The following is a 26,211-nucleotide window of genomic DNA, read 5'->3' as shown; positions in this document are numbered from 1 at the left end:
ACAGTAAGGGGGCTTTTTGCGTGGAAATAGGGGTAAGCACCTTTGTCGAAACGACGCCGGACCCACAAACCGGCGAGGTTATCAGCCATGCGCAGCGTTTGCGGGAAGTGGTCGAGGAAATTGTGCTGGCGGATCAGGTAGGGCTTGATGTGTTTGGCGTTGGCGAGCATCACCGGAAAGACTTTGCTGCGTCTTCTCCCGCGATGGTGCTTGCGGCGGCTGCGCCACAGACCAAGCGGATTCGACTGACGAGCGCGGTGACGGTGCTGTCTTCGGCTGACCCGGTTCGTGTATTCCAGGACTTTGCGACACTCGATGCGCTCTCGAACGGACGCGCAGAAATCATGGCCGGGAGAGGGTCTTTTATCGAATCATTTCCTTTGTTCGGCTATGATTTGAACGATTACGATGAGTTGTTCGAAGAAAAGCTGGAGCTGCTGCTGAAAATCCGCGCGTCGGAAAAGGTGACCTGGAGCGGCAAGCATCGGCCTGCCATCCAAAATCTCGGGATTTATCCGCGGCCTGTCCAGGACCCGCTGCCCGTCTGGATCGGCAGTGGCGGCAACACGCAATCGGTCATTCGGGCCGGACTGCTGGGGCTTCCGCTCGTTCTCGCCATCATTGGCGGCCGCCCAGTGCAGTTTGCGCCGCTGGTCGAGCTGTACAGGCGCGCAGCGATCAAAGGCGGTCACGATCCGCGCAAGCTGAAGGTGGCTTCCCATTCGCACGGCTTCATCGATTGGGATAAGGAGACGGCAGCCGACAAATTTTTCCCGTCTACCCAGCAAGTCATGAACGTCCTGGGACGGGAGCGCGGCTGGGGGCACTACGACCGCTCGAGTTTTGACGCGGCCAGAAGCTTTGAAGGCGCGCTGTACGTAGGCGACCCGGAAACCGTAGCGGCGAAGATCATTCACCTGCGCAAACAGGTCGGGATCACCCGGTTCATGCTGCACGTTCCTGTAGGCACGATGCCGCACGATCAGGTCATGCAGGCGATTCGGCTCTTGGGCACCGAGGTGGCGCCGCGCGTGCGCGAAGAAGTGGCAAAGTGGGAAGCGGCAGAGTGAACCAGCCGTCGGCAGCGTGGTCTGCTCTGTCTGGGGAGTCCTCGTAACGAGCAAAAAGGCAGATTGTATGAGGTGGAAGCAGTCAGATGCTCCACCTTTTTTTATTTGGATAGTACGAGACGTAACGTACGCCAGGAACGTCTACCTTGTAACCAATCATTAAAGCAAATAAGGTGGGCTTCCTATGAAAAAAGTGGTCGTCACGTGCTTTTGCATGCTTTTCGCAGCTTTTGTCAGCGGCTGCGCCCCGGAGGCAACTGTACAGGAGAAGGCTTTGCCAGCGCCGAAAGAAGCTCCGGCCGCGGCTGATGCCGGTGCTGCGTTGAATCAGACGATAGACATCTCCGCAAACCAGAACAAAATCGCCAGCTATATGGTGGAGGAATGCAAAAAGGCGTTCTCGCCCTACTATGAGCTGCTGGCGTTTACTTTGTCCGACTACGAGGAAAAAACCGTCGATGGAAAAGTGGAAGCCATTTTCGGGTATCAGGTGAAATATAAAAACTTCGAGAAAGACCCGGACACCGTAGACTACATCAAGGCGGCAAAAGCCAAAGGCGACCCGCGATATCAGCAGTTGCACGACGAGTATTTGCAGCCCAAAGAAATGCACTTTCATTTGAAGGCGGTAATCGAACATAACGGCTCTGTCACGCTTTACACCAATGTAAAACCAAAAGGGATACAGTGGAAAAAAGTCGTCATGTCTGACTTTGTACTGAAAAAATAGGCGAATAGGCACGTTTTCCAGAATCGGATGAATTAACGGTTTCAAAGAACTGGAAAGTAGGGTATATTCCTAGGTGGGCAATAATACCTATTTCATTAATTGGATCACCCATTACAAGCATTCGGGGAGGCAGCATTTTGAAGACGACGTTATTTGCGCAGGAGACTCCTTTACATAAAGTCTTTTCCGATGATTACTTGTTTACGATTCCTTCCGTTCAGCGTCCGTACTCATGGACGACCAACGAAGCGGGAGAACTGCTGGATGATTTGCTCGACTTTATCGAACATTACGGGATTACGGAAAAAAATATTGGCGATGTAGAGGAGCCTTATTTTCTCGGCAGCATTGTGCTGGTCAAGAAAGACGGCCCTCATGCAGAAGTGTTGGACGGCCAGCAGCGGCTTACGACATTGACGATTTTGCTTGCGGTATTGCGGGATTATTTGGGCGACGACTACGCTGCCGAGATTGATGACATGATCGTGCAAAGAGGGAGCAAGATTCGAAACATTGCCGATACGTACCGTCTCTGTCTGCGCAATCGCGACAGCGACTTTTTCAAAGTGAGCATTCAGGAGCGGGGCGCTACGCAAAAGCTGAATGCAGATACGCCCGTGAAAACGGACAGTCAAAAGGCGATTCGGGACAACGCCCTGTACTTTTTGGAGCGGCTCAACGAATTGGATCCGCACACGGTCAAGACGCTGCCTGGCGTGATCGCAACGCTTTGCTATATTGTCGTGGTGTCGACTCCCAATTTTGATTCGGCTTTCCGCATTTTTACCGTGCTGAATGATCGCGGGCTGGATCTGATGACGAGCGATATTTTCAAAGCGCAGGTCATTGGCGATATCCCGAAACATGAGCAGGACCACTACACAAGCAAGTGGGAAGACGTCGAGGTTTCTCTCGGCAGGGACCGTTTCAACAAGCTGTTCGATCACATGAGGATGATTATCCAGAAGCGAAAAGGCAGCGCGAATTACAAAGACGAGTACAACGAGATTTTTTCCACGATCAGCGGCAGCCGGTTTATTGATGAATACTTGATCCCGTATGGGGAGATTTATTTAAAGCTGGTAAACTACAATTCATTTTTCAGCCAGCAGCCACAGCTTATCAAGATTTTGAGCTTGTTGAACCGGATTGACAACAACGACTGGATTCCGCCTGCCATGTACTACATGCGTCATCACAACCAAAAGGTAGAAGATTTTCTCTACCGCCTGGAGGTGCTGGCTGGTACGAGCATGATTTTGCGGAAAAACTTCAACTGGCGCATGTCGCGGTACTCGCAAATTTTGCGAGAGATGGATAAAGGCGTCGACATGTTTTCCGACGAGTCGGCTCTTGAGGTGACGGAAGAGGATAAGCAGGAAGTCATTCGCATGCTGAACGGAGATGTATACACGGATCTCAAGGATACGGCGAAGCGCTATTTGCTTTTGCGCCTGGACTCGCTTTTGACGGCAGGGCAGCCTTACTACGACTATTCGGTTATTACCGTCGAGCACGTCTTGCCGCAAACGCCCAAACCGAACAGCGACTGGTTGCAGCATTTCCCCAATCCTTCCGAGTACGTTCATAAACTGGGCAATCTCGTGTTGCTGACACGGGCCAAAAATGCGCAGGCCAAAAACTATGATTTTCAAAAGAAGAAAGCCTCCTATTTTCAAACGAGCAACGGGATCAGCTCATTTGCGCTCACGACTCAAGTGATTCAGGAGAAAGAGTGGACGCCGGATGTTTTGAAAAAGAGACAAAAGAAGCTGATCGACTTGCTCAAAAACGCCTGGAACCTGCACGCGAAAAGCACGACGACCAGTCCCTGAACAACTGGATGCCTTCGATAAGTTCGAAGGTGTCTTTTTCTTTAAGATTGAAAAGGGGAAGTCACAAGTTTGTTAAATCCTCCCTTTTGTTTTGATGAGTGGTAGTCATGAACTACAGACAGACCTTGAAACTTCTGAACATTCGGGATAATCTTGAGGGAAAGGATTGATTCGTAAAGCGGAGGGTGGTTGATGCATGTTCGAGGAAAGCGTTTCGTTGCGGATGTGGAAACGTTTTGTTCAAGAAGGTGTAATTGACTCAGCACGAATCAACAAACGGATTACAGAGTCGTGGCATCGCTGCAAAAGAAATCGGGTAAATCCGTACGCAGGAACGGGACAGGTTGTGTTGGCAGGAGACGCTTTGAAAAGGCAGCAGGAGAGCAGCCGGCTTTTGCTGGAGCTTGCCTTGCCGCAGATCGACCGACTGTCGCCTTTTATTCACGATGTGGGAATGATTGCGCTCGTGATTGATCCCGAGGGCTATGTGTTGAGCATGCGCGGCGAAAAACGGGCGCTTTTGGATGCGAACGCGATCAATTTCGTCGAGGGCGTGCGCTGGACGGAGGAAGAGGTAGGGACCAATGCCATCGGAACGGCGCTCATGGCAAAGGAAGCGATCATGGTCAACGGGACGGAGCATTATTCTGTTGCCTCTCATCGCTGGAGCTGTTTTGCCGCGCCGATTCGCGACGAAGCAGGCGGCCTGCTCGGGGTCATTGACGTATCCAGCCCGCTGGAGCGCAGCCATCCCCAGACGATGGCGACCGTTATGACATTGGCGTACTCCATCGAGCAGGCGTGGATGAAGCAGCGGCAGCAGGACGAGCTGGAATTGCTGCAGCGCTCCGTGCTTTTGGCGGACGAACCGGAACGGCATCTGATCGTCTACAACCAGGAAGAGCGGGTGGTGTACGCGAGTGCGGGCATACGCAAACAAATTGCTGGCTGGTCAGGACGGACGCGGCGCGAGCTGGCCGAATACGGGCTGATGGAGGTCAGGCAAGCCCCGGTGTTCTCCGGGCGCCATAACGGCTTGATCGGCTGGATTGTCGAGCTGACTCCCAGCAGCACGCGGGCTCCGCGCATTTTTCTCAGCGGCAGCCCCGCGTTTCAGTTCAAAGGCGAGAAGGGAACAAGCGCGGCTTTTGCCCGTGTGCTGCGGGAGCTGGAGCGAATTGCGCCAACGGACGGCAATGTCGTGATTTACGGCGAGAGCGGCACGGGAAAAGAGCTGGCGGCGCAAGCGATTCACGACAACAGCCCGCGCCGGGAAGGGCCGTTTGTCGCGGTCAACTGCGGGGCGATCCCGCGCGAGCTGATGGAAAGCGAGCTGTTTGGCTACGTCGAGGGAGCCTTCACGGGGGCGCGCCGCCGCGGGTACAAGGGCAAGCTGGCGCAGGCCAACGGGGGAACGCTGTTTCTCGACGAGATCGGGGAAATTCCGGCGGCGATGCAGGTAGCTTTGCTGCGAGTCCTCCAGGAGCGAAAAGTCACGCCGATTGGGAGTGCGGAAGAACAATCGCTGGATATTCGCGTCATCGCGGCTACGCACCGCAATTTGCGCCAGCAGGTGAGCGAAGGCACGTTTCGCGAGGACTTGTACTATCGGCTGCACGTGCTGCCCGTCTCGCTGCCGCCGCTTCGTTCGCGCAAGGAGGACATTCCGCTGCTCATTCGGCATTATTGCCGCAAAAACGGCTACGACGAGCTGGAGTTGCCGGACGTTTTGCAAAAGGAGCTGCTAGCCTACGACTGGCCGGGAAACATTCGCGAGCTGTACAACGTGGTGGAGCGTCTCAGGGTGATTCCCAGAGAAGATTGGAAGCGTTTTCTTGCCGGCTTAACCCGGCCCGATCTGAACCACGATTTTTCCGTCTCCGTGTATCCGGACCAGCCACGTACAGATTTGCGCCTCGGCGCAGGTCACGCGGCAAACGAGCCAGCTTTTTACGAACCGGACTCCTTGCGCTATCGCGAGAAGCTGGAACGGCAAACGATCGTCCAGGCGCTGGAAAAGAGCGGCGGCAGCGCGTCTGTGGCGGCCGAGCTGCTGGGCATTCCGCGCAGCACTTTTTACCGCAAGCTGAAAAAGTATCGGCTCTGAGCCTCTGACGACGAAAACAACAGGGAGGAACGCACGTATGCAACCGACATGGCGACAAACGACGCTGCAACTGCTCGACACGACCTCCCGGATACATACGGGGGACGTGCTTGTCCCGTTTGGCATCGACGAAGCGTACGCCCGCCTGTGTGCAAAAGATGCGGCAATCGCGCCGCTGGTTCACCTCTGGCGGCACGAAAAGGCAGTGGTGCTCGGCTCGCGCGACGCCAAGCTGCCACAGGCGGCGGAGGCTGTTCGCGAGCTGGAGGCAAAAGGATATCGCACGGCTGTCCGCCAATCGGGGGGCGCGGCCGTTCCGCTCGCTCCGGGCGTGGTCAATCTGTCGCTGGTGATGCCTGTCGGAGCTGCCGACTTGAATCCCGAGCCGTTTTTCGCGCAAATGGTCGAGCTGATTCGCGCAGCGTTGGGCGACGATGGAGAGCGCATGAACAGCGGCGAGGTCGTAGGTTCCTATTGTCCAGGGACGTACGATCTTGCCATCGACGGCTATAAATTTTGCGGGATTGCCCAGCGGCGTTTGACACGCGCCGTTGCTGTGCAGGCGTTCATCAATGCAGAGGGCTGCGGGCGTGCGTACGGTGAGGTCGTCCAGTCCTTTTACGAGACGGCTGCCCAAGGAGCCTGTGTCGAGCAGTATCCGCAGGTGCAGCCTGAACGGATGGCAAGCCTGTCCGAGCTGGGCGTGCCGGGTGGAGCCGAATGGTTGGCCGCGCGAATACGCAAGGTGTTGCACGCACAGGCAGCATCTTCGTTTTCGGTGCTGGATGTCTGTCCGCCATGGCTTGCCCGGGAGGCGGAGAGCGCGCTCCATATGCTGCAAGGAAGACAGCGTCACCTGGTCGGTTCTTAAAGAACCGGCCTTTTTTATTTTCTGCCATCGACCAAGCCGGACAGATGCAGGTGCGGCCCAGTGAGAATGTGAGAAAAAATGAGACAAAATGGGACGCCCGTCTCAGTTTGTCTCACCTGCGAGGGACATGTCCCGGCAAAACGAGGCGGAAACATGGCGCAAATACGCGTTTTTGTCGGACAGGTCCAGGTTGGCACAAGGATTGCACATAGAAAAGGGCAAGAGCGATCGACCGGTCGTTCCAGACAAGTCACGATGGAGGAGGCGTATCTGATGAAAGTAATCCAGGCGGAAGAACAGGTGCTGTCCCGTGAACAGGCGAAATGGATGTACCGCAAAATGCTGGAGATCCGCAAATTCGAGGACGCGGTTCACGTGTTGTTCGGACAGGGCAAGCTGCCGGGCTTTGTTCACTTGTATGCGGGAGAAGAGGCGATTGCGGTTGGGCTGGGCGTACATCTGAACCAGCAGGACAGCATTACCAGCACGCACCGTGGTCACGGCCACTGCATTGCCAAAGAGTGCGACTTGAATGGAATGATGGCGGAGATTTACGGCAAGGCGACAGGGCTGTGCAAAGGCAAGGGCGGCTCGATGCACATCGCGGACCTGGACAAAGGGATGCTGGGGGCAAACGGCATCGTCGGAGGCGGATTCCCGCTGGCGTGTGGCTCGGCGTTGACAGCCAAGCTGAAAAAGACCAGTGCGGTCAGCGTATGTTTCTTTGGGGATGGCGCAAACAACCAGGGAACTTTCCACGAAGGCTTGAATCTGGCGGCGATCTGGAAGCTGCCTGTCGTGTTTGTGGCAGAAAACAACGGGTACGGAGAGGCGACGCCGTTTACATACGCCTCGAGCTGCACTCATATCGCCGATCGTGCAAGCGGTTACAATATGCCGGGCGTGCGAGTGGATGGCAAAGACGTACTCGCTGTTTACCGGGCGGCGGAGGAAGCAGTAGCCCGTGCGCGGCGCGGCGAAGGCCCTACCCTGATTGAATGTGTGACTTACCGCAACTACGGGCATTTCGAAGGGGATGCGCAAAAATACAAAAAAGAGAGCGACAAGCAGGAGCACTTGAACGAAAAAGATGCGATTGCGACGTTCCGCAATCATTTGACTGCATCGCAAACGCTCGCTGACGCGGAGCTGACAGAGATCGAGCAGTCGGTGGAAGCGGCGATTCAGGAGGCAATCCGCTTTGCCGAGGAAAGCCCGTATCCGAACGCCGAAGAGCTGCTGACAGACGTGTACGTGTCGTACTAAGAGAGGAGGATGGAGAACATGACGAGAAAAATCAGCTTTTCTGCCGCTGTAAACGAAGCGATGAAGCTGGCGATGAGAGCCGACGAGAACGTGATTTTGCTGGGCGAGGACGTGGCTGGCGGCGCGCAGGTGGACCATTTGCAGGACGATGAAGCGTGGGGCGGCGTGCTTGGCGTGACCAAAGGGCTTGTGCAGGAGTTCGGCCGCGAGCGCGTGCTGGATACGCCGATTACCGAAGCGGGCTACATCGGGGCGGCCATGGCGGCTGCGGCAACAGGAATGAGGCCGATTGCCGAGCTGATGTTCAACGATTTTATCGGAAGCTGCCTCGACATGGTGATGAATCAGGGAGCGAAATTCCGCTACATGTTCGGCGGCAAGGCGCAGGTTCCGATCACGATTCGCACGATGCACGGCGCCGGATTCCGGGCGGCAGCGCAGCACTCGCAGAGCCTGTACGCCATGTTCACGCACATCCCGGGCATCAAGGTAGTCGTGCCGTCCACGCCGTATGAGGCAAAAGGCTTGCTGCTCGCCGCCATCGAGGACAACGACCCGGTCATTTTCTTCGAGGACAAAACGCTGTATAACACCACAGGAGAAGTTCCGGAAGGCTACTACACGATCCCGCTCGGCGTAGCGGACATCAAGCGCGCGGGCAGCGACCTGACGATTGTCGCCATCGGCAAGCAGGTACAGACAGCGCTTGCGGCAGCCGACCAGTTGGCGAAGAAGGGAATCGAGGTCGAGGTAGTCGATCCGCGCACGCTGTCGCCGCTGGATGAGGATACGATTTTGGCTTCCGTCGCGAAGACGAATCGCCTGATCGTGATCGACGAGGCGAACCCGCGCTGCAGCATCGCCACCGATATCGCAGCGCTTGTGGCCGATAAAGGCTTCGACACGCTGGATGCGCCGATCAAACGGATCACAGCGCCACATACCCCTGTTCCGTTTTCTCCGGTGCTGGAGGATCTGTATCTGCCATCGCCGCAAAAGGTCATTCAGGTCGTGTCGGAAATGATCGGAGACGCTTCGATTACCGCCGTTTCCTGATCGACTGGGCAGCACCCGGCTGTCGGCAACGAGCAAATGCCGGGTGCTTTTTCGGCTGAACACAAGCGCATAGGCAAGGCAGGAGAGGAGAGAGCAAAATGGCAGAAAATATCATTATGCCCAAGCTGGGAATGGCAATGGTGGAAGGTACGGTTATCGCCTGGAAGAAGCGCGAGGGAGAGGCGGTAAAAAAAGGCGAGGGCATCGTCGACATCAGCTCGGAAAAAATTGAAATGGAAGTAGAGGCCGCTGCAGACGGCGTGCTGTTGAAAATCGAGGTTCCCGAGGGTGGCGTGGTCCCCTACGGCACCGTGCTTGGAGTGATCGGACAGCCAGGGGAACTGGCAGGGACGGCCTCTGTCGCCGCGTCGGCAAAAGCGACTGCCGAGTCGGCCGCTGCGCTGGCGGCTTCGGATGAGCAGCGGACAAAAGCAGGAGCGCCAGCGGCAACAACTGCAACTGCCGTACTGGATCGTCCGCGGGATGGGATCAAAATCTCGCCTGTAGCGCGCAAGATGGCAGAAGAAGCGGGCATTGACTACACAAAGCTGACGGGCACAGGGCCGCAGGGCAGAATCACCAAAGAAGATGTGGAGCGCTTCATTCAGGCTGGCGGGGAAAAAGAGACGAATGCGGCGGCACAAGTTGCTGGCGTGCAAACGAGCGTTGCACCTGTCGCGGGCAGCAGCGACCATGCGGCAGCGGCCGTGAACACAGCCGAAAAGCAGCCTGAGCGCATTCCTGTCTCCGGCATGCGCAAAGTCATTGCCGAGCGGATGTACCAGAGCCTGCAGCAAAGCGCCCAACTGACGATCACGATGCAGGCGGACATTACCGAGCTTTTGCAACTGAAGGAAAAGCTCTCGCCAGAAATGGAGCGCCGCTACCAGCTCAAGCTGTCCGTTACCGATTTGATTGCCAGGGCGGTCGTTCTGTCGCTTTTGCGGCACAAGCAGATGAACAGCGCGTATGTGGAAGACCGGATCGAGCTGTACGAAGAGGTTCATCTCGGAATCGCCGTCGCGCTGGAAAAAGGTCTGGTCGTCCCCGTCATTCGCCAGGCCGAGCAGAAGACGCTTGCCGAGCTGTCCAGCCAACTGAAATCCGTCAGCGCACGGGCAAGACAAAATCAGCTTGCGCCGGAAGAAATGAAAGGCTCTACCTTTACGATCACCAACCTGGGCAGCTATGGCGTAGACACCTTTACACCTGTGCTGAATCCGCCGGAAGCCGGGATATTGGGCGTAGGCGCGGCGAAGGACACGCCTGTATTTGTCGGCGACGAGCTGCAACGCCGCAGCATATTGCCGCTCTCCCTGACATTTGACCATCGGGTGCTCGACGGCGCTCCGGCTGCGGCGTTTTTGGCGACAGTCCGGTCTTACCTGGAAGAACCGCACAGCCTGCTGGTCTAGGGAGGGAAAAACATGTACGATATCGCGATTATCGGCGGAGGACCAGCGGGCTACGTGGCGGCAATTACGGCGGCGCGTGCCGGAAAGCAGGTTGTGCTGATCGAACAAAAGGAGCTGGGCGGCACCTGCCTGAACGAAGGTTGCATGCCGACCAAAGCGCTGCTGGAGTGCGCGGACACATATCAGCACGTCTTGCATGCAGGACGCTTCGGCATCGAAAGCCCTGTGGACCAGACGCGAGTCCAATGGGAGAAAGTGCACGCCTACAAGCAGGGCATCGTTCAAAAGTTGACTGGCGGCGTGCAGTACTTGATGAAGCGCAATCAGGTGCAGGTCATGCGAGGACGCGCGACGTTTCAAAACGAGCGCTCTTTGCGGGTAGAGACGGCAGACGGCACGAGCAGCGTAGAGGCAGAGAAATTTATTGTAGCGACCGGGGCGGAGCCAATCGCCCTTCCTTTTGCTCCATTCGACGGGGAGTGGATTTTGAACAGCAGTCACTGCCTGTCATTGGAAAAGGCTCCGCCCGTGCTGCTCATCGTGGGCGGGGGAGTGATCGGCTGCGAATTTGCTTCCGTTTACAGCAGAATGGGCAGCCAGGTCGTCATGGTGGAGCTGGCGGAGCAACTATTGCCGGGAGAAGACGCTGACATCGCGGCATTTCTGGAGCGCAGCTTGAAGCAGGAGGGCGTGCAGTTGCATCTGGGGAGCAGCGTGGAAGCACTGGATCGCACGGGCAGGCTGGCGCGCATCCGTACTCCGGAGGGGGTAAAGGAACTCAAGGCAGATGCCGTCCTGGTAGCGATCGGAAGAAAGCCGCGTCTGGACGGACTTTCGCTCGATCGAGCCGGGGTAAAAGCGACAGCGCGCGGGATCGAGGTAAACGAGCGCTTGCAGACGAGCCAGCCGCATATTTATGCCGCAGGTGATGCGCGCGGAACGATTCAGCTTGCCCACGTAGCTTTTCACGAAGGCGAGACTGCTGCTCGCAACGCATGCGGCGAGGAAGCCATGCTCAACCTGCGCGCTGTGCCTCGTTGCATTTATACATCGCCGGAGGTGGCTTCCGTCGGATTGACGGAGCGTCAGGCCAGAGAGCAATACGCAGGGCTGCTCGTCGGCGAGTTTTCTTTTTCGGCCAACGGCAAGGCGATGATTTTGCAGGAAGCCGCAGGCAAAGTAAAAGTGCTGGTGGAGCCGGCGTACCACGAGATCGTCGGCGTGACGTTGGTGGGGCCGCTGGCAACAGAGCTGATCGGGCAGGCGGCGCTTCTTTTGCATGCCGAAATGACGGCAGATGCCATGGAGAACTTTATCGCTCCGCATCCTACGCTTTCAGAGGCGCTGAACGAGGCCGTCCGCGGGGCATTGGGACATGCGATTCACGGATAGCGGAACAAAAGTCGATGACTGCAAGCGATGCAAAAATGTGAAACAGATAGCCCTCCACCGAGCCAAGGGAGGGCTATCTGTTTTTTATCGAGAAGAAGCAGCGTCAGTTGGTCGTGCTTGGCAGCAAGATGGTAAACCTCACGCGTTTTCCCCTGTTTTCTGCGTGTACTTCTCCATTATGGAATTGGATGATTTTTTTCGTGATGAATAACCCAAGTCCGAATTTTCCGTTCATCCCTTTGTAAAAATGGTTGAACAACTGATCTAGCTGTTCAGCTTCGATCGGGGGACCGTCGTTTTCCAGGATGATTTCCACGAGTTCTTTTTCTTGGACGAGAACGCGGTTCACCGATATCCAGATAGAAGATTTGGCAAAGCGCATATTGTTTTCCAAAATGTTCTCTAGTGCTACCGTAAGCTCTTCCTCGTTTCCCCAGACAAACACATTTTTCAACTGGTTGTGAATGACGATATTGTTTTGCACCAGTAAAAATCTCTCGATGAGATTGTGAACAATTGCTTGGACGTTCGTGGGCTTACATTCACTTTTTCTTTCTAATATATAGTCGAGACTGTTGAGGTACAGCAGTTTTTCTACCTTTTTTTCGAGATGCTTCGCTTCTTTAATAATGACAGCAACCGTCTCGTCAAAAGAGTCGTTCAAATAGATTCGATCCAAAAGCGCCTGGGAATAGCTGTGGATGACCATGATAGGTGTTTTCAAATCATGGGAAACGCTTTGTAAAAAAATTTCTTCCTCCATCTCCATTTTCTTGAGCGATTCTTGCATCATGTTAATAGAGGAAGCCAGTTTGCCGAATTCGTCTCCGCGATTTAGATCAATCGGTTCTTCCCACTCCTTGTTTGCAATTTTGCGAACCTTCTTTTCCAAGTAGCGCAATGGCTCGGTAATTTTATTCGAGATAAACTTGGCTATGCAGATGTTGATGATAGAGAGTATGACGAGAAGCCGAACGAGATTGATTAGGACATCGACCGAGACATATGTGACGAGTACAACCGTGATGATCCCCGTAATAAAAGTGAGAAAAGCGGTCATGATTACCCATATTTGGAGTCCAAACGGTTTGTCTCTCATCCATTCACCAGCCTATACCTGTAACCGTAGCCATAGACAGTTTCTATGGACAGCTTTGGCATTTTTTTTCGTATGCGCCGCACAGTATCGTCGACTACACGATCAGAGCCATAATAGTTTTTGTCCCACAATCGTTCCAAAATTTGTTCCCGAGAGAACACACGATTTGGATGGTCAATGAAAAACAGCAATAGCTCAAACTCCTTGCTGGTCAGGGATATGGAAACACCTTCGTGATGAATGGTGTGGTTTTCGCGGTGAATGGTATAGTCGTTTATTTTGTTTATAGCGTGCCGATGAGGCTTTGTGCCGTTTTTGCGTTCCAGCAGCTTTTGCGTTTTCAAGATCAGTTCTCGCGGTAAAAATGGTTTGGAGATGTAGTCGTCGCAGCCTAGTTCCAGACCGACAACCCGGTCGATTTCCTGGTTTTTGGCAGAGATAAAGATCACAGGAATATCCGGGTGGATTGCTTTGATCTCTTTGAATAAGGTGTATCCGGTCGTATCGGGCAGCATAATGTCCAAGATCCAGAGGTCAGGTGTCTCCCGGATTTTTTGCTGGGCACAGAAGCCGTCCAGAAATGCTTCCACGGTATAGCCTGCGTTTTCCAGATACTTCTGCAAGATGGAGTTTAAATCCTGATTATCTTCAACTAAAAAGACGGTGTACGCCATCTGCAAAAACTCCCCCTCACGATGTAATACATACTATTATACCGGAATGGAGCAAACCTCTGAATTCAAGAGAATCCAGAGGTTGAAAAAGAGAAGCGAGCTACAGAACCTTGTTCAGGAACTCCCGCGTTCTTTCTTGTTGGGTGTGGAAAAACATCTGTTCAGGCGTGCCTTCTTCTACAACAATTCCTTGATCCATAAACAGGATTCGATCAGCTACCTCTTTGGCAAAACCCATTTCGTGTGTGACGATCACCATCGTCATTCCTTCCTGGGCCAAGTCTTTCATCACTTGCAAAACTTCCCCGACCATTTCGGGATCGAGTGCTGATGTAGGCTCATCAAACAGCATGATTTCCGGCTCCATAGCCAAAGCTCTTGCAATCGCCACCCTTTGCTGCTGACCGCCAGACAGATTTCGCGGGTAGACATCTGCTTTTTCTAGAAGACCTACTTTCGCAAGCAGGGCTTTTCCTTTTTCAACGGCAGATGCTGTACTGTATTTTTTGATCTTAATCAGGCCCAGCGTAATGTTTTCCAATGATGTTTTGTGCGGGAAGAGATTAAATTGCTGAAATACCATTCCGGCTTTTTGCCGAAGGGCGTTAATATTTGTTTGCTTATCCATAATGTTGATCCCGTCGATGATGATCTCACCGGCTGTAGGTTCTTCAAGAAGATTCATGCATCGGAGAAAAGTAGACTTGCCGGAGCCCGAGGGGCCGATGACACATACGACCTCTTTGCGTTTGATATGGGCGTTGATGTTCTTGAGTACATGGAGATTCCCGAATGATTTTGCCAACTGATTCACCTGAATCATCGTGCCGCCAACCTCCTTTCCAGCCAATGGGAGAACCATGTGAGCACATAGATCAGAACCCAGTAAATGACGGCAACTGTACCTAAAAACTCGAAAGCTTTGAAGTTTACCGCATAAATTGTCTGAGCCGTGAATGTAAGCTCCGCAATTCCGATGGTGGCAAGCAGTGACGTATCTTTAATGCTGATAATGAACTGGTTGACGATTGCGGGGATCATTCGCTTGATTGCTTGCGGCATGATAATGTATGCCATTGTTTGGCCATGGGTAAAGCCGATGGCTCGGCCTGCCTCCATTTGGCCCTTGTCGATGGATTCTATGCCGGCGCGAAATATTTCTACCAAATACGCCCCTGCATTAAGACTGAGAACGAAGATGCCGGCAGACACCGCATCGGTAGCTCGTCCAAACAGTAGTGGAAACACGCCGAAGTAAAAGAAAATAACTTGTACATACAGCGGGGTGCCCCGAATGATGCTTACATAGACTTTCGCAATCATTTGTAGCGACTTTCGCTTCGATACACGCAAGAGGCCGAAGAAAAGTCCGAGAACAGTGGCAAAAAGCAAAGAAAGAAAAGCTACTTTTATCGTATTCTCAAGCCCTTTCAGCAAAAGGGGAGATGCGTCTGCAATCAGGTTTAATGTGTCCATGCTTCGCTTCCTTTCCTGAAAGAAATAAGGTGCAATCTGCACCCGTTAGTTTGAACCGAAGTATTTATCGTATAATTTTTGATACTCGCCGTTTTCTTTCATTTCTTTCAGGTGTTTGTTGAATTTTTCCAGAATGTCTTCTTTTCCTTTTGCAATGGCGATCCCGTATTCTTCACCTGTCAATTTGTCTCCAACGATTTTCAAGTTGGTAGCTGTTCCGGATTTGATTTTATTGGCGACAAAAGGGAAGTCGTTAATCAGCACATCGGAGCCTCCCGCTTCCACGTCCATATAGAGTGTGGCTTCATCTTCCAAAATCTTTACTTTGGCGCCTTTTTCTTTGGCGAGCTCGTTTGCTTTTTCAAGTCCGGATGTTCCTTGTTTGGCGACGATTGTCTTGTCCTTCAAGTCATCGACGGAGTTGATCGGGCTATCTTTTTTCACTACCATCACAAGGCCGGAATCAAAATAGGGGTCGGTAAAATTCGTCACTGCCTTACGATCGTCACGAATGGTGATTGAAGCTGCAGCGCCATCAACCTGTTTCGCTTGCAAGGCAGGGATAATTCCGTTGAATTTCATCTCTTTCCACTCTACTTTGAGGTTTTCTTTCGCAGCGAGTGACTCAACGAGTTCAATATCAAATCCGGTCAGTTTGCCGGAGCTGTCTCGGGAACTGAAAGCGCCTCCATCTGGAGCGACGGCAAAAATGAGAGTATTGTTTGCGCTGCCCCCGGTCTCTTGGGCTCCGCACCCTACCAATCCAATGGCTGTCAAACAGCTTACTACGAAGGAAATCCAATGTTTACGACGAAGCATAAAAACCCTCCTCTTTGAAAAAAGATACGTACTTTGTGCCTATATCATAAAAAAATAATGTAAAATAAATTTCAAAGAAATGTGTGAAAATTCGTGAAAGGTTTGGTCGTCTTGATAGAGAAAATGGCAAACTCCATCGTCAACATCCTTTGGGATATCCCCATGCCTTTTGCTATTCTTTTCGCGGGCTTCTTTTTTACGGTGGATAATCGGTTTTTTCAGCTTCGTCAGCTTTTGCATATATTTCGCCACATTTGGGGCTCCACTCGCCAAAAAACGGAAAAAACAAGCCAACGAGGAGGACTGCCTTCTTACATCGCCGGAAATATTGCCCTTGGCTGTCTGGTAGGGGTTGGATGTATAGGCGGGGTGGCTACAGCCATCTCCATCGGCGGTCCGGGAGCGGTATTTTGGATGTGGGTTGCCTCCGCAGTCGGGATGATTATCAAAATGGTAGAAGTAACTTTATCCGTCTATTACAGAACGAGAGACGAGGATGGGCAATTCATCGGGGGGGCGACTGTTTACATCGAAAAAGGTATCGGTGAAGAAATGAATGTAAAAAATTGGATGTTTCTGGTCGTGTTGTTTGTGATTGGCATGATCGCGCCCATTTTTCTCTCGATCCAAAACTACGTGGCTTCCGTCGCTATCAGCACCACGTTTCATATGAACATTCTTGGCGTATCCTTTTTGTTTGCGCTTTTGGTTTATTTCATCATTGTGCGCGGCATTCCGTATTTGGCAAGGATATTTTTATTCATAGTGCCGTTCATGATCGTGGCTTATCTTGCTTTAGGTTTCCTGATTATTTTGATGAACGTGGAAAAAGTCATCCCGACCCTGGAATTGATTATTCGGCACGCCTTTTATGGCTCGGCCGCCATCGGTGGTTTCACGGGAGCAACCTTGGCCCAGGTCATTACGATCGGGGTATCCCAGGCAGTGTACACCAGCGAATTCGGCTGGGGCACTACACCGATTGTTCATTCGACGGCCAATGTCGACCATCCGGTAAAGCAAGGGCTGTGGGGTGGTTTTGAGGTGTTTTTTACAAGCATTGTGATTTGTGGAATTACGGCTTTCGTGGTGATTTTGTCTGATGATTGGGTTTCCGGACGAACGGGGATTGAACTGGCTTTGCATTCGTTTGAACAAACATTGGGGTTAGCGGGCAAATACATGGTGACGGTCATCATTTTCTTGTTTGCACTAACGTCGGCAAGCGGCTGGTATGTGAGCAGGGAAATAATGGTAAAACACCTGCTGAATAAAAAGAAGGTCGCTAAAAAACATGTACTGAAATATTTGAAGATATTTTGCGCATTTCCCGAATTTCTCTTTGTCGTCTATGTCGTCACTTTTCACTTTCCCGACAAGGATGTATGGTTGATGACAGGCATCATGACTGCTGTACCTACCTTTATCAACATATTTTTCCTGCTGGTTCTCAGCCATCAGTTTAAAAAGCTGTTGCAAGATTACAAAGCCAGATATTTGAACATCGGGCAGATTGACGAAGATGTCCGACTGTTTTATGAAGATAAGGGAATGGCCAGCGCTACAAAGACAATTGAGTGAGCGATCACATAATTTTTTGATTTTTCTCCAGAATTTTTCCCCTAAAATCGGTCACATAAGATCAGCAGATGAAGGAGAAATGGAATGTGACGAAGCCTCTCATTGGTTGTACAACCTATTACGTCAGTGCCTTTGAGGAAAGCAAACATCGATTTGTCATTGCCCAGGACCACTTTATGTCAGCGATAGACGATCCTGAGAGTATTCATCGTGCAGGCGGAATACCTGTACCGATTCCACTCATTGATGATGACAGTTATCTGGAGTCGCTATTGGATCGTCTCGATGGCCTGATGTTTATTGGCGGGAGCGACATTAGCCCAAGCTTCTACGGGCAGCCGTATAAAAAAGGTCTTGGTCAGATCAATCCGGCCAGGGACCAGTTTGAATGGAAGCTGCTGGACAAAGCGGTAAAAAGAAAGATGCCGATATTCGGGATATGTCGCGGACTTCAACTTCTGAATGTGTATTTTGGCGGGACGCTCGTGCAAGACATTGAGCGAGGCTATTCCACGGAGATCAACCACGCCGGGTATATAGGGCCAAAATCCAGTATTGCTCACAAGGTAAAGCTTTCAAAGGAGCATGTTCTTTATCGTTGTTTTGGCAAGGAGGAGCTGGACGTCAACAGCTTTCATCATCAGGTGATCGAAAGACTCGGAGAAGGTCTGGAAGCGATTGCAACCGCAGAGGATGGCATCATTGAGGCGATTGTACATCCGCAGTATCCATTTTTACTGGCTGTTCAGTGGCATCCCGAGATGATGTTTCAGACAGATGAGGAACAACTGAAGCTGTTTATGCTATTTATCGAGTCCGCCAAGAAGAAGCGAATAGACATGGATAACCTTTGTACCTCTGCCAACCGTTAAGAAATTGGGCGGCAAGACATGTATCCAACGGGCATTTGTGTTAAAATGAGCCGTAATTGGATGGAGGTATGAAATGCATGAGTAAATTGCCAAATTGCCCGAAATGTAATTCCGAGTACACGTACGAGGATGGAAGCATGCTGATCTGCCCGGAATGCAGCCACGAGTGGACACTGCAAGCAGAAGCCGAGGACAGCGGCGAAAAAGTAATCAAGGACGCGAACGGCAACATCCTGCAAGACGGCGATACCGTAACGGTCATCAAAGACCTGAAAGTAAAAGGAACCTCGCTGGTCGTGAAAATCGGGACGAAGGTCAAAAATATTCGCCTGGTGGACGGCGACCACGATATCGATTGCAAGATCGACGGGTTCGGCGCGATGAAACTGAAGTCAGAGTTTGTGAAAAAGGTATAGAAACGCGAGGCCAGCTTCTCCAGAGAAGCTGGTTTTTTCTCATCATTTGCGAATTGCTGTTCCATTCAGATAAAATACACCTATCAAATTCCAGTCGCCTATGCGAAATATTGGGATCTGACAGATGCCAGCGGGGCGCGGAGTGGCGAATTTTTTTATCCGCAAAGACGACTTGGCAAGGCTCAATTTTTCTCGCGTCTTCTATACGTGGGATTGCCTGTAGACGGCAGGCTTTCGTGACCCGTATCCGGGAAGGAGTAGGGAAATGCGAATCATCCGAATCGCACAGGAGCATCGAGCAGATTCCATATTTGGCTGCTGGTTCAGGCGACAAAGGGGTTATCCCGAGCTGGCTTCCGATCTTTTTCGGGGAAATGGCGCACATGCCGAATGGATGCGATGCTGTGATCGTGACATCTGATTTGCAGGGAGTAACAGAGGCTGAAAGCAAAGAGCAGGCATTGCTTGGGGAAGTTCTTCCGGCCTTTGTCACGTTGCTCTTGCAAATCGAAAAGCCGTCGGTACGTCCAGAGCGCACGCTTGTCTTGCTGTGCGGGGATTTGTATGCGGATCCGCTGAAACGAGGGAGTAGCGGCGATCCTTTAGCTGTATGGACGGCTTTTCAACGCGAGTTCGGGCATGTAGTCGGGGTGGCGGGCAATCACGATTTGCGGGCATATAAAAAGTGGTTGAGCAACGTTTCCCGTTGCCAACCACTTTTTTCAATTGGAACGGTTAAGGAAAGTCAGAACAACTACGACACGCATAGCTTGTTCCGGTTTTGGGTGTTACTTCGCGGTAGTAGCAGCAACGCGCAACTGCTCGTTTTTCATCAGAAGTGTGGAGAAGTTTTGAATAGAGGCAGAAAACGGTTTTTTCAGCCCTTTTTTGTTAAGAGAAGGGATCATAACCATGAGTACGTCCTCCTTTCTTATAGAAAGCAGAGCGTAAATTCGGCGTAGTCCTCGTCGCTGATACAACGTCTAAACTGGACAGTCAAACCGGGGACGATTGTGCGCATTCCCGATCTGGAAAATACGGTTCGGGCAGGCGCCATCTACTATTTGCCCGGCAAGGTTTTGGCCGAAATGGACGATGGCAGCAAGAGCTGGGAAGTCGTGAAGTGGGAGCAGAAGGCAGACACGACAAAGACCGGAACGTTCCGTTTTCATGGAAAAGTGAGCGGATACGGGCAGGGTGTTACGTTGACCTTGCACATTTATGCGCCGTTTGGCAAGCCAGTCAAGCTGCACGAGGGAACCATGCTGTTTGACCAAGGCTTCGAGCTGAACATGGGCGCGAATCAGATTCCGGAGAATGCGACTGTGACGATAACCGAAGCGGAACCGGGAACGGCGCTGACGCAGGCAGGGCTCGTCCTGCGCTTTGATTTTGCCGGAATCGAACTGACGCGGCCTGTCAGTTGTCATATGCGCTGGAAGCGGAAGAGGACGCAAGTGACGTGGGAGTCTTTTACGAGCGGTCCGCTGACCGTTGGGAATACGTACACAGCACGAGCGTGTCTGGCGGCAGAGCGGTCGCGAGCGTAGAGCATTTCTCACGTATGGCGTGTTTCACGCTCCGCAAGTATCGCCAGTGATCCCGTCGCCAAAAGCGGGACTGGTTGATCGCACCCCTGACATTGCGCTGCAGACAGAGACGCCGGGCGCGACGATTTACTACCGGGACGGCGGCGAGTACGTGCGCTACCAATCCGGCGCGTCGATCCGGCCGTCCGATGGAGCGATCGAGGCGTATGCCACGGCTGACAACATGCGGGACAGCGAGGTGGCAAAGTACGCCTACACGACAGTGTCCGCGAGCGTCAAAGACAGCCAGCATGTAGAGATCGCTTTTTCCGAACCGGTTCAAAGCGGCTCGGGAGCGGGGATTACTTTGCAAAATGGCCGATCCTACCGTTTTGACATTCCGGCTGCAAGCGGCGGGCAAGCGCTTGGCGTTGCCAGCGGGACGCAGACGTCAGCGCGCACCGTTTTACTGACGCTGGCAGTTGATACTTCGACGATGCTGCAAAACGCGTTTGTCGTCAGATTCTACGACGAAGCTGGCAGCTATGCGGCGCAGAGCAATTCGTTCCTGCTTGGCTACGTGCCGACACCGCCTGACCCGGAGCCTGAGCCGGAGGTCGAGACGATCGGACTGGAGATCGGCGAGGACGGTTCGGTCTATATCAGATGGGCGCAAGTGGCTGGGGCAGCAAACTACGAGCTTTGCCTGACCGGAAAAGGGTGCGAGACGCTTTTGCAGCCTGACAATGACGATCAATTGGAATACGTATTCGCAGACTTTGAATATTTGGTCAAATATACAGCGACAGTTACCGCCTATAACGCCGCTCATCAAGTGATCGCGGAAGGCAGCGAGTCTTTCAGGGTCGTGGCAGAGCCGGTAGGGATGACGGTGGAAGCAACGGCCGACGGATTGTCCATCGCCGTCACCTGGGATGAAGTGAGCGTGGCCGATGTGTATGTGGTTTGCCTGGCATCTGTCCCAGACTCCTGCGTAGAGGTTCGCAATGGCCTGGCACATACTTTTGCAGATTTGCCGGCTGGTTCCTATGAAGTGACTGTGCTGGCAAAGGATGAATTTGACCAGACTGTCGGCCAAGGCTCGGATGGCGTCACCATTGCAGATCCAGACCCAGCTCCGCTACCGCCACCTCCTGACGATCCAGGGCCAAGTCCACTGGTGTCATCGGGGTGACGAAGGGAGCAGGCTTGTTTGCGGTTGTCGTCATCATTCTTTTTCCCCATGCTTCGCCGCTGCTGCTGCCGGTTTTTGCCTTTCTGGGGGCACTTGCCGTTGCGGTCGCGCTGATCGCGTTTGCCCAAAAAAGCGGGGCGCAGCCTGGCACGTTTGCCCTCGTCGGACTGGGCGTCGGGGCGGTTTGCCAGGCGTTGACGGAGTTTATTTTGGTCAAATACCCGCTGCAAGCCAACGATTCGCTCGTCTGGCTGGCGGGAAGCCTGTGGGGAAAGGGCTGGGATGAAGTTTACGGCTTGCTGCCATGGCTGTGCGTGCTGATCCCTGCCGCATTCGCCCTGTATCGGAAGCTCGACATTATCAGCCTCGACGAAAACAGCTTGATGGGGCTTGGCCTGAAGGTCAGCCAGACCCGCTACGTACTGCTGCTCGCGGTGGCACTGGCCGGAGCGTGTGTCGCTGCGATTGGCTCGATTGGCTTTGTCGGCTTGCTGGCACCGCAAATGGCACGAAAGCTGTTCGGTAACCAGCACCGGATTTTGTTGCCGGGCGCAGCGATTATTGGCGCGCTGATTTTGGTGATTGCAGACGCGATCGGGCGGGGAGTGAATCCGCCTGTCGAGATTCCCGCGGGGATTTTGACCGCGATCATTGGAGTCCCGTACTTCTTGTATCTGGTGCGGGTTGAGAAGAAAAAGGCATAGCGCTTGCGAACCCGTTTGGAAAAAGGAAGCCACCCGTTCTGCATGTCTGGCAGGGCAGGTGGCTTTTGGCGCAGGGCGAGGGCAGCGCGGCGGCTGGACAGGCCAAACATAAAATGACAGGCAGCGGCTCATGCTACTACTGGCAGCTTCCTTCCTGCTTATTTCCTTTTATGGTAGACTGTCATGGAAGTATCAGATGGCCCTCATTCCTCCAAAATTAGGTGGTACATGCATGCGTTCCATATGGCAGATTTACAAAACGGACTGGATCAACATATTCAAAGTACCGACGGGAATTTTCCTCATTGTCGCGATCATCTTGCTCCCATGCCTGTACGATTGGGTCAACATCAAGTCGGTCTGGGACCCGTACGCCAATACGCAAGGCGTAAAAGTGGCGGTAACGAGCGAGGACCAGGGCGCGACGGTCATGGACAAGCAGATCAACATCGGGGACGAGCTGCTAAAGAGCTTGCAGCACAACGATAAGCTGGGCTGGACCTTCGTGACGAAGGAGGAGGCCGAGCGCGGCGTGGATCGGGGCGATTACTACGCCAGCATCCTGATTCCGGCCGACTTTTCCGAGAAAATTACCGGGATCGTCAACGGCAGACTGGACAGGCCCGAAGTGATCTATACGGTCAACGAAAAAGTCAACGCCGTGGCTCCCAAAATCACCTCTTCCGGCGTCTCGGCCATCGCCAAGCAGATCAACGAAAGCTTCACGGAAGAGGTCAGCGAGGCTCTGCTGACAAAGCTGACGGAAATCGGTGTGAAGCTCGAGGAGCAACTGCCGACCATTCGCCGAATCGAGAGCGGTATTTTTGAACTGGAGAAAAAGCTGCCCGAGATTCATGCAGCGGGGCAAAAGGTGCTGGAGATTGAAAAGAAGCTGCCGGAAATTCACGAGAAGGCGCAAATCATCCCGGAAGTGGAAAAGCGCCTCCCGGAAATCAACCAGGCGGCCGATGCCGTGCTGAAAGTCCAGCAAAACTGGCCGCGAATCAACGAAGCCGCATCGGTTATCATCGGCATGGAAGACAAGCTGCCGACAATCGAGCAGGCGGTTGGGCGCATTGCCGAGCTCGATCAAAACTTCGGCAAAGTCGCAAGCGCGGTCACCACGGCCACAGAGAAGGCCAGTCAGGCAATTGAGATTGTTTCGGCGGCTCAAAACGCCCTGCCGCGCATTGCCGAGCTGACGGACAAAGGAGCCGATTTGGCCGATCAACTGAATCGGTTTTTTGCAACCCATGACGGCGCATGGGACACAATCGCGCCGCTGATTAAGCAAAATCTCCTGCTGGCCCAGCAAGCTGCCGATGCGCTTGCGCAGCTTACAGACAGGCTTTTGCAGCTCAATCCGGAGCGCTTGCCGACAGCAGAAGAGGTTCATGCCGTCCAGGACAGGCTGTCCCGAGTCGTGCGCGTGCTGGAACATACCGCAGCGCTGGTCGACAAGCTGAACGGCTACATCCCCGGACAGCCGCTGGACCGTTTGTCAGAGCGGCTGCACGGGCTCGAGGACAGGATGAATCGGCAAATCGAAATTCTCGGCACGATTGCAGACGCGCTGGAAAACGGGAAAAAGCCAGCGCGAGACTTGGTCGAGAGCCTGAACGAACTGTCGAAAAACACGAGCGCGGAACTGGGCGATATTCTCGGGCGCTACGATAGCGAAATCGTTCCGAAAATCGAGGAAGGCATTGAAAAGCTGAAGACGATCACGGGAACGTCCGCCGAGCTTTTGCACAAAGCGCAGGAAAAGCTCCCGGACATCGAGGCGATTCTCAAGGAAACGAAGGCGGGGCTGGAGCTGGGCCTGGCAGAGCTGAAACGAATCGAGCAGGAGCTGCCGCAAATTCAGGCGCGGGTTCACGAGTTGGCGCAAACGCTGCAAGCGAAGTCGGACGCTTTTGCCAAAGCGATTCGCACGGCGGCTCCGTTCTTGAAGGAAAACTTGCCAGCCATCGGGCAAAAGCTCGACCAGGCGGCGGCATTCATTCGCAACGATTTGCCGCAGGCAGAAGCGGAACTTGTGAAGCTGGCTGATTTCGTGCGCAACAAGCTGCCGGAGGTGGAGAACGGCGTCCACAGAGTGGCGGCGCTGGTTCGCGACGATTTGCCCAAGCTGGAGAGCGCGATTTCGCAGGCGGCAGACAAGCTGAGAGAGGTAGAGGCGAACAACAACTTCGCCGATCTCGCCAAGCTTTTGCGCGGGGATATTCAAAAAGAGAGCGAATTTCTCGCCAGCCCGGTGCAGATCAAGGAAAACCGCAAATACCCGATCCCGAACTACGGCTCGGCGATGTCTCCGTTTTACGGCGTCCTGTCGCTATGGGTCGGGGCGACGTTGCTGATTTCCCTGCTCAAGCCGGATGCGGAAAATCCGGATGGCCGCTACAAGCCGTACCAGCTTTATTTGGGGCGTTTGGGCACGTTTGTGACGATCGGTCTGCTTCAGGCATTGTGCATTACGCTTGGAGACATTTACATTCTGGAAGCTTATGTTGCGGATAAAGTTCCGTTTGTGCTTTTCGCGATGCTCGTCAGCATGGTATTCGTCACGATCACGTACACGCTGCTGTCCGTATTCGGCAACGTGGGCAAAGGCATCGCGATCATTTTCATGGTGTTCCAGTTTTCCAGCTCGGGCGGGACGTTCCCGATCAGCATGACCGCTCCCTTTTTCCAGGCATTGAATCCGTTCATGCCGTTCACCTACGCGATCAGCCTGCTGCGTGAGGGCGTAGGCGGGGTGCTGTGGGAGACGGCGACCCGGGACATTCTCTTTCTGTTCGGCTTCATCGGAATCAGCCTGTTCATCGCGCTCGCCCTGAAGCGTCCGTTGAGCGGCCTGATTCAAAAATCGATGGAGAATGCCAAGAAGACAAAAATTATCGGGTAAGCCATCAGTAACCAGCCAATCATCGTTATTGGCTGGTTTTTTCGTGTGCGTTCAGTCGGATTACCCAATTTTTAGGAAAGAATCCAATTGTTAATTTTCTGAATCGGTGGTATATTCGAGACAAACTAAATACGTGTACAAACAGGTGCAGATAAATTCACCATCTTTTATCTGCTTAAAAGGGAAGTTCGGTTAGAATCCGACGCTGTCCCGCAACTGTAATTGGGAGCGATTCGAAGATGCCACTGTTTTCGCCAGCCGAAAATGGGAAGGTTCGAAAAGCGATGAACATAAGCCAGGAGACCTGCCTGTTTGAGCACAACATCAATACCTACGAGGATAGGGGGTGTTAAGTGCGAAATGGATAGGCGTGTTTTTGATTTGGACAATCAGCATGCTTATTTGAGTATTCATTCGCCTCTTAACAACTTCTGCGGAAGTTGTTTCAGATTGGAGACAAACCCCTTTCGATCACAAGCCGTATGGAAACTGTAGGCAAAGACACGCTCTTTTTCTCCTTTTACAAACAATCCGCACTCGGGATCAGTCGTACTGACCTTCCCCTCCTTCTGTGAGCTTCTGTCTTTTTTTTCGAGTGGTTTCTTCCCATGTGCGATTCGATCTTGATTGATCTCGTCGTCCAGCAGTTCCTGATACTTTTTGCTTTGCTCTTGCACGATCTCTTTGAGGTATTTGTTCTTGTTCGCGTTGGCTTTTACATGTGTGGCATCAATGAAAAGCACTTCCGGCTCCACGAATCCATGGCTGACGGCCTCTTCCAGAATGCGAGCGAAGATTGTCTCAAACAAATTGCTATCGCGGAAGCGGCGAACGTAGTTCTTACCCAGTGTCGAGAAGTGGGGAATAGGTTGACTGGAGTCATAGCCGATGAACCATCGATAGGCGACATTGGTTTCGATTTCTTTTATGGTCTGACGCATAGAACGTATCCCAAAGATACACTGAATAAACGCAATTTTGATAAGCACGACCGGATCAATACTGGGTCTTCCGTTATCTTCACAATACAGATCTTGAACGAGATTGTAGACGAAACGAAAGTCGATTGCGTTTTCGATTTTCCGTACAAGATGATCTTGCGGAACAAGTTCGTCCAAAGAGACGAACGAAACTTGAGTCCGTCCTTCGTAGCCTGTCTTTCGCAACAACCGTAATCACTTCCATAAGGTACATCT

General features: G+C 52.8%; 22 protein-coding genes, 2 pseudogenes and 1 riboswitch. Of the genes and pseudogenes, 18 read left to right on the top strand and 6 right to left on the bottom strand.

Annotated features, from left to right (window positions below; genetic code table 11):
• Nucleotides 1-20: 20 nt before the first annotated feature.
• The 9 genes from AC27IT_RS12840 (at nt 21) to lpdA (ending at nt 11,742) form a co-directional block, all read left to right on the top strand.
• The gene (locus AC27IT_RS12840) at nt 21-1,070 is read left to right on the top strand and encodes an LLM class flavin-dependent oxidoreductase (protein WP_283858463.1); all 1,050 of its coding nucleotides are present in this window, start codon (nt 21-23) and stop codon (nt 1,068-1,070) included.
• 184 nt (nt 1,071-1,254) lie between these two features.
• The gene (locus AC27IT_RS12835; RefSeq protein ID WP_283858462.1) at nt 1,255-1,800 is read left to right on the top strand and encodes a hypothetical protein; all 546 of its coding nucleotides are present in this window, start codon (nt 1,255-1,257) and stop codon (nt 1,798-1,800) included.
• A 137-nt stretch (nt 1,801-1,937) separates the two neighbouring features.
• Nucleotides 1,938-3,635: a DUF262 domain-containing protein gene (locus AC27IT_RS12830; RefSeq protein ID WP_283858461.1), complete on the top strand. Its 1,698-nt coding sequence runs from the start codon at nt 1,938-1,940 to the stop codon at nt 3,633-3,635.
• Nucleotides 3,636-3,831: 196 nt separating this feature from the next.
• Nucleotides 3,832-5,742, top strand: coding sequence for a sigma-54-dependent Fis family transcriptional regulator (locus tag AC27IT_RS12825; protein ID WP_283858460.1), 1,911 nt, complete (start codon nt 3,832-3,834; stop codon nt 5,740-5,742).
• Nucleotides 5,743-5,779: 37 nt separating this feature from the next.
• Nucleotides 5,780-6,613: a lipoate--protein ligase family protein gene (locus tag AC27IT_RS12820; RefSeq protein ID WP_005835593.1), complete on the top strand. Its 834-nt coding sequence runs from the start codon at nt 5,780-5,782 to the stop codon at nt 6,611-6,613.
• Between the two features lie 273 nt (nt 6,614-6,886).
• Complete coding sequence (locus AC27IT_RS12815) at nt 6,887-7,879, top strand: thiamine pyrophosphate-dependent dehydrogenase E1 component subunit alpha (protein ID WP_005826811.1); 993 nt, start codon at nt 6,887-6,889, stop codon at nt 7,877-7,879.
• A gap of 18 nt (nt 7,880-7,897) precedes the next feature.
• The gene (locus AC27IT_RS12810) at nt 7,898-8,935 is read left to right on the top strand and encodes an alpha-ketoacid dehydrogenase subunit beta (RefSeq protein WP_283858459.1); all 1,038 of its coding nucleotides are present in this window, start codon (nt 7,898-7,900) and stop codon (nt 8,933-8,935) included.
• A gap of 98 nt (nt 8,936-9,033) precedes the next feature.
• A complete protein-coding gene (locus AC27IT_RS12805) occupies nt 9,034-10,350 on the top strand; it encodes a dihydrolipoamide acetyltransferase family protein (RefSeq protein WP_283858458.1) in 1,317 nt (438 codons plus the stop codon).
• 12 nt (nt 10,351-10,362) lie between these two features.
• Complete coding sequence (lpdA, locus tag AC27IT_RS12800; protein ID WP_005826817.1) at nt 10,363-11,742, top strand: dihydrolipoyl dehydrogenase; 1,380 nt, start codon at nt 10,363-10,365, stop codon at nt 11,740-11,742.
• Nucleotides 11,743-11,845: 103 nt separating this feature from the next.
• Here the strand turns inward: lpdA and AC27IT_RS12795 are convergent, their stop codons facing one another.
• The 5 genes from AC27IT_RS12795 to AC27IT_RS12775 all read right to left on the bottom strand — a co-directional run bounded on the left by AC27IT_RS12795 (nt 11,846) and on the right by AC27IT_RS12775 (nt 15,810).
• Entirely contained in the window at nt 11,846-12,841 is a 996-nt protein-coding gene (locus tag AC27IT_RS12795; protein WP_005826819.1) for a sensor histidine kinase, read from the bottom strand.
• Complete coding sequence (locus AC27IT_RS12790; protein ID WP_005826821.1) at nt 12,838-13,515, bottom strand: response regulator transcription factor; 678 nt, start codon at nt 13,513-13,515, stop codon at nt 12,838-12,840. The genes AC27IT_RS12795 and AC27IT_RS12790 overlap by 4 nt, the downstream gene beginning before the upstream one ends.
• Nucleotides 13,516-13,615: 100 nt before the next feature.
• Nucleotides 13,616-14,338: an amino acid ABC transporter ATP-binding protein gene (locus AC27IT_RS12785; RefSeq protein WP_005826823.1), complete on the bottom strand. Its 723-nt coding sequence runs from the start codon at nt 14,336-14,338 to the stop codon at nt 13,616-13,618.
• The gene (locus AC27IT_RS12780; protein WP_007778144.1) at nt 14,335-14,991 is read right to left on the bottom strand and encodes an amino acid ABC transporter permease; all 657 of its coding nucleotides are present in this window, start codon (nt 14,989-14,991) and stop codon (nt 14,335-14,337) included. Before AC27IT_RS12780 ends, AC27IT_RS12785 begins: the two co-directional genes overlap by 4 nt.
• A gap of 45 nt (nt 14,992-15,036) precedes the next feature.
• Complete coding sequence (locus AC27IT_RS12775) at nt 15,037-15,810, bottom strand: transporter substrate-binding domain-containing protein (protein WP_005826827.1); 774 nt, start codon at nt 15,808-15,810, stop codon at nt 15,037-15,039.
• Between the two features lie 93 nt (nt 15,811-15,903).
• Between AC27IT_RS12775 and AC27IT_RS12770 the strand changes: the two genes are divergently transcribed.
• The 9 genes and pseudogenes from AC27IT_RS12770 (at nt 15,904) to AC27IT_RS12730 (ending at nt 25,015) form a co-directional block, all read left to right on the top strand.
• Nucleotides 15,904-17,391 (top strand): alanine/glycine:cation symporter family protein, encoded by a 1,488-nt coding sequence (locus AC27IT_RS12770; protein WP_286085948.1) that lies wholly within the window; start codon nt 15,904-15,906, stop codon nt 17,389-17,391.
• Nucleotides 17,392-17,477: 86 nt separating this feature from the next.
• The gene (locus AC27IT_RS12765) at nt 17,478-18,263 is read left to right on the top strand and encodes a gamma-glutamyl-gamma-aminobutyrate hydrolase family protein (RefSeq protein ID WP_005826832.1); all 786 of its coding nucleotides are present in this window, start codon (nt 17,478-17,480) and stop codon (nt 18,261-18,263) included.
• 77 nt (nt 18,264-18,340) lie between these two features.
• Complete coding sequence (locus AC27IT_RS12760) at nt 18,341-18,679, top strand: zinc ribbon domain-containing protein YjdM (protein WP_283858456.1); 339 nt, start codon at nt 18,341-18,343, stop codon at nt 18,677-18,679.
• Between the two features lie 124 nt (nt 18,680-18,803).
• Nucleotides 18,804-18,902 (top strand): DUF1963 domain-containing protein, encoded by a 99-nt coding sequence (locus AC27IT_RS12755; protein ID WP_412679495.1) that lies wholly within the window; start codon nt 18,804-18,806, stop codon nt 18,900-18,902.
• Between the two features lie 13 nt (nt 18,903-18,915).
• On the top strand, nt 18,916-19,641 hold the full coding sequence (locus tag AC27IT_RS12750; RefSeq protein ID WP_283858455.1) for a metallophosphoesterase: 726 nt from the start codon (nt 18,916-18,918) through the stop codon (nt 19,639-19,641).
• A gap of 51 nt (nt 19,642-19,692) precedes the next feature.
• Nucleotides 19,693-20,229 (top strand): Ig-like domain-containing protein, encoded by a 537-nt coding sequence (locus tag AC27IT_RS12745; RefSeq protein WP_283858454.1) that lies wholly within the window; start codon nt 19,693-19,695, stop codon nt 20,227-20,229.
• Complete coding sequence (locus tag AC27IT_RS12740; protein ID WP_283858453.1) at nt 20,174-21,403, top strand: chitobiase/beta-hexosaminidase C-terminal domain-containing protein; 1,230 nt, start codon at nt 20,174-20,176, stop codon at nt 21,401-21,403. The genes AC27IT_RS12745 and AC27IT_RS12740 overlap by 56 nt, the downstream gene beginning before the upstream one ends.
• Nucleotides 21,388-22,107, top strand: a pseudogene (locus AC27IT_RS12735) (FecCD family ABC transporter permease); the annotation flags it as partial. The gene AC27IT_RS12740 and the pseudogene AC27IT_RS12735, both read left to right, overlap by 16 nt.
• Before the next feature lie 232 nt (nt 22,108-22,339).
• Nucleotides 22,340-25,015 (top strand): YhgE/Pip domain-containing protein, encoded by a 2,676-nt coding sequence (locus AC27IT_RS12730; RefSeq protein ID WP_283858451.1) that lies wholly within the window; start codon nt 22,340-22,342, stop codon nt 25,013-25,015.
• Between the two features lie 126 nt (nt 25,016-25,141).
• Nucleotides 25,142-25,341, top strand: a riboswitch (cobalamin riboswitch).
• 129 nt (nt 25,342-25,470) lie between these two features.
• Here AC27IT_RS12730 and AC27IT_RS12725 read toward each other — a convergent pair.
• Nucleotides 25,471-26,184: pseudogene (locus AC27IT_RS12725) on the bottom strand (transposase); the annotation flags it as partial.
• Nucleotides 26,185-26,211: the final 27 nt, after the last annotated feature.

This window comes from Brevibacillus sp. YAE8, from assembly GCF_057543335.1.
Note: the sequence above shows the minus strand (reverse complement) of the source record. Positions and strands in the feature narration are given on the sequence as shown.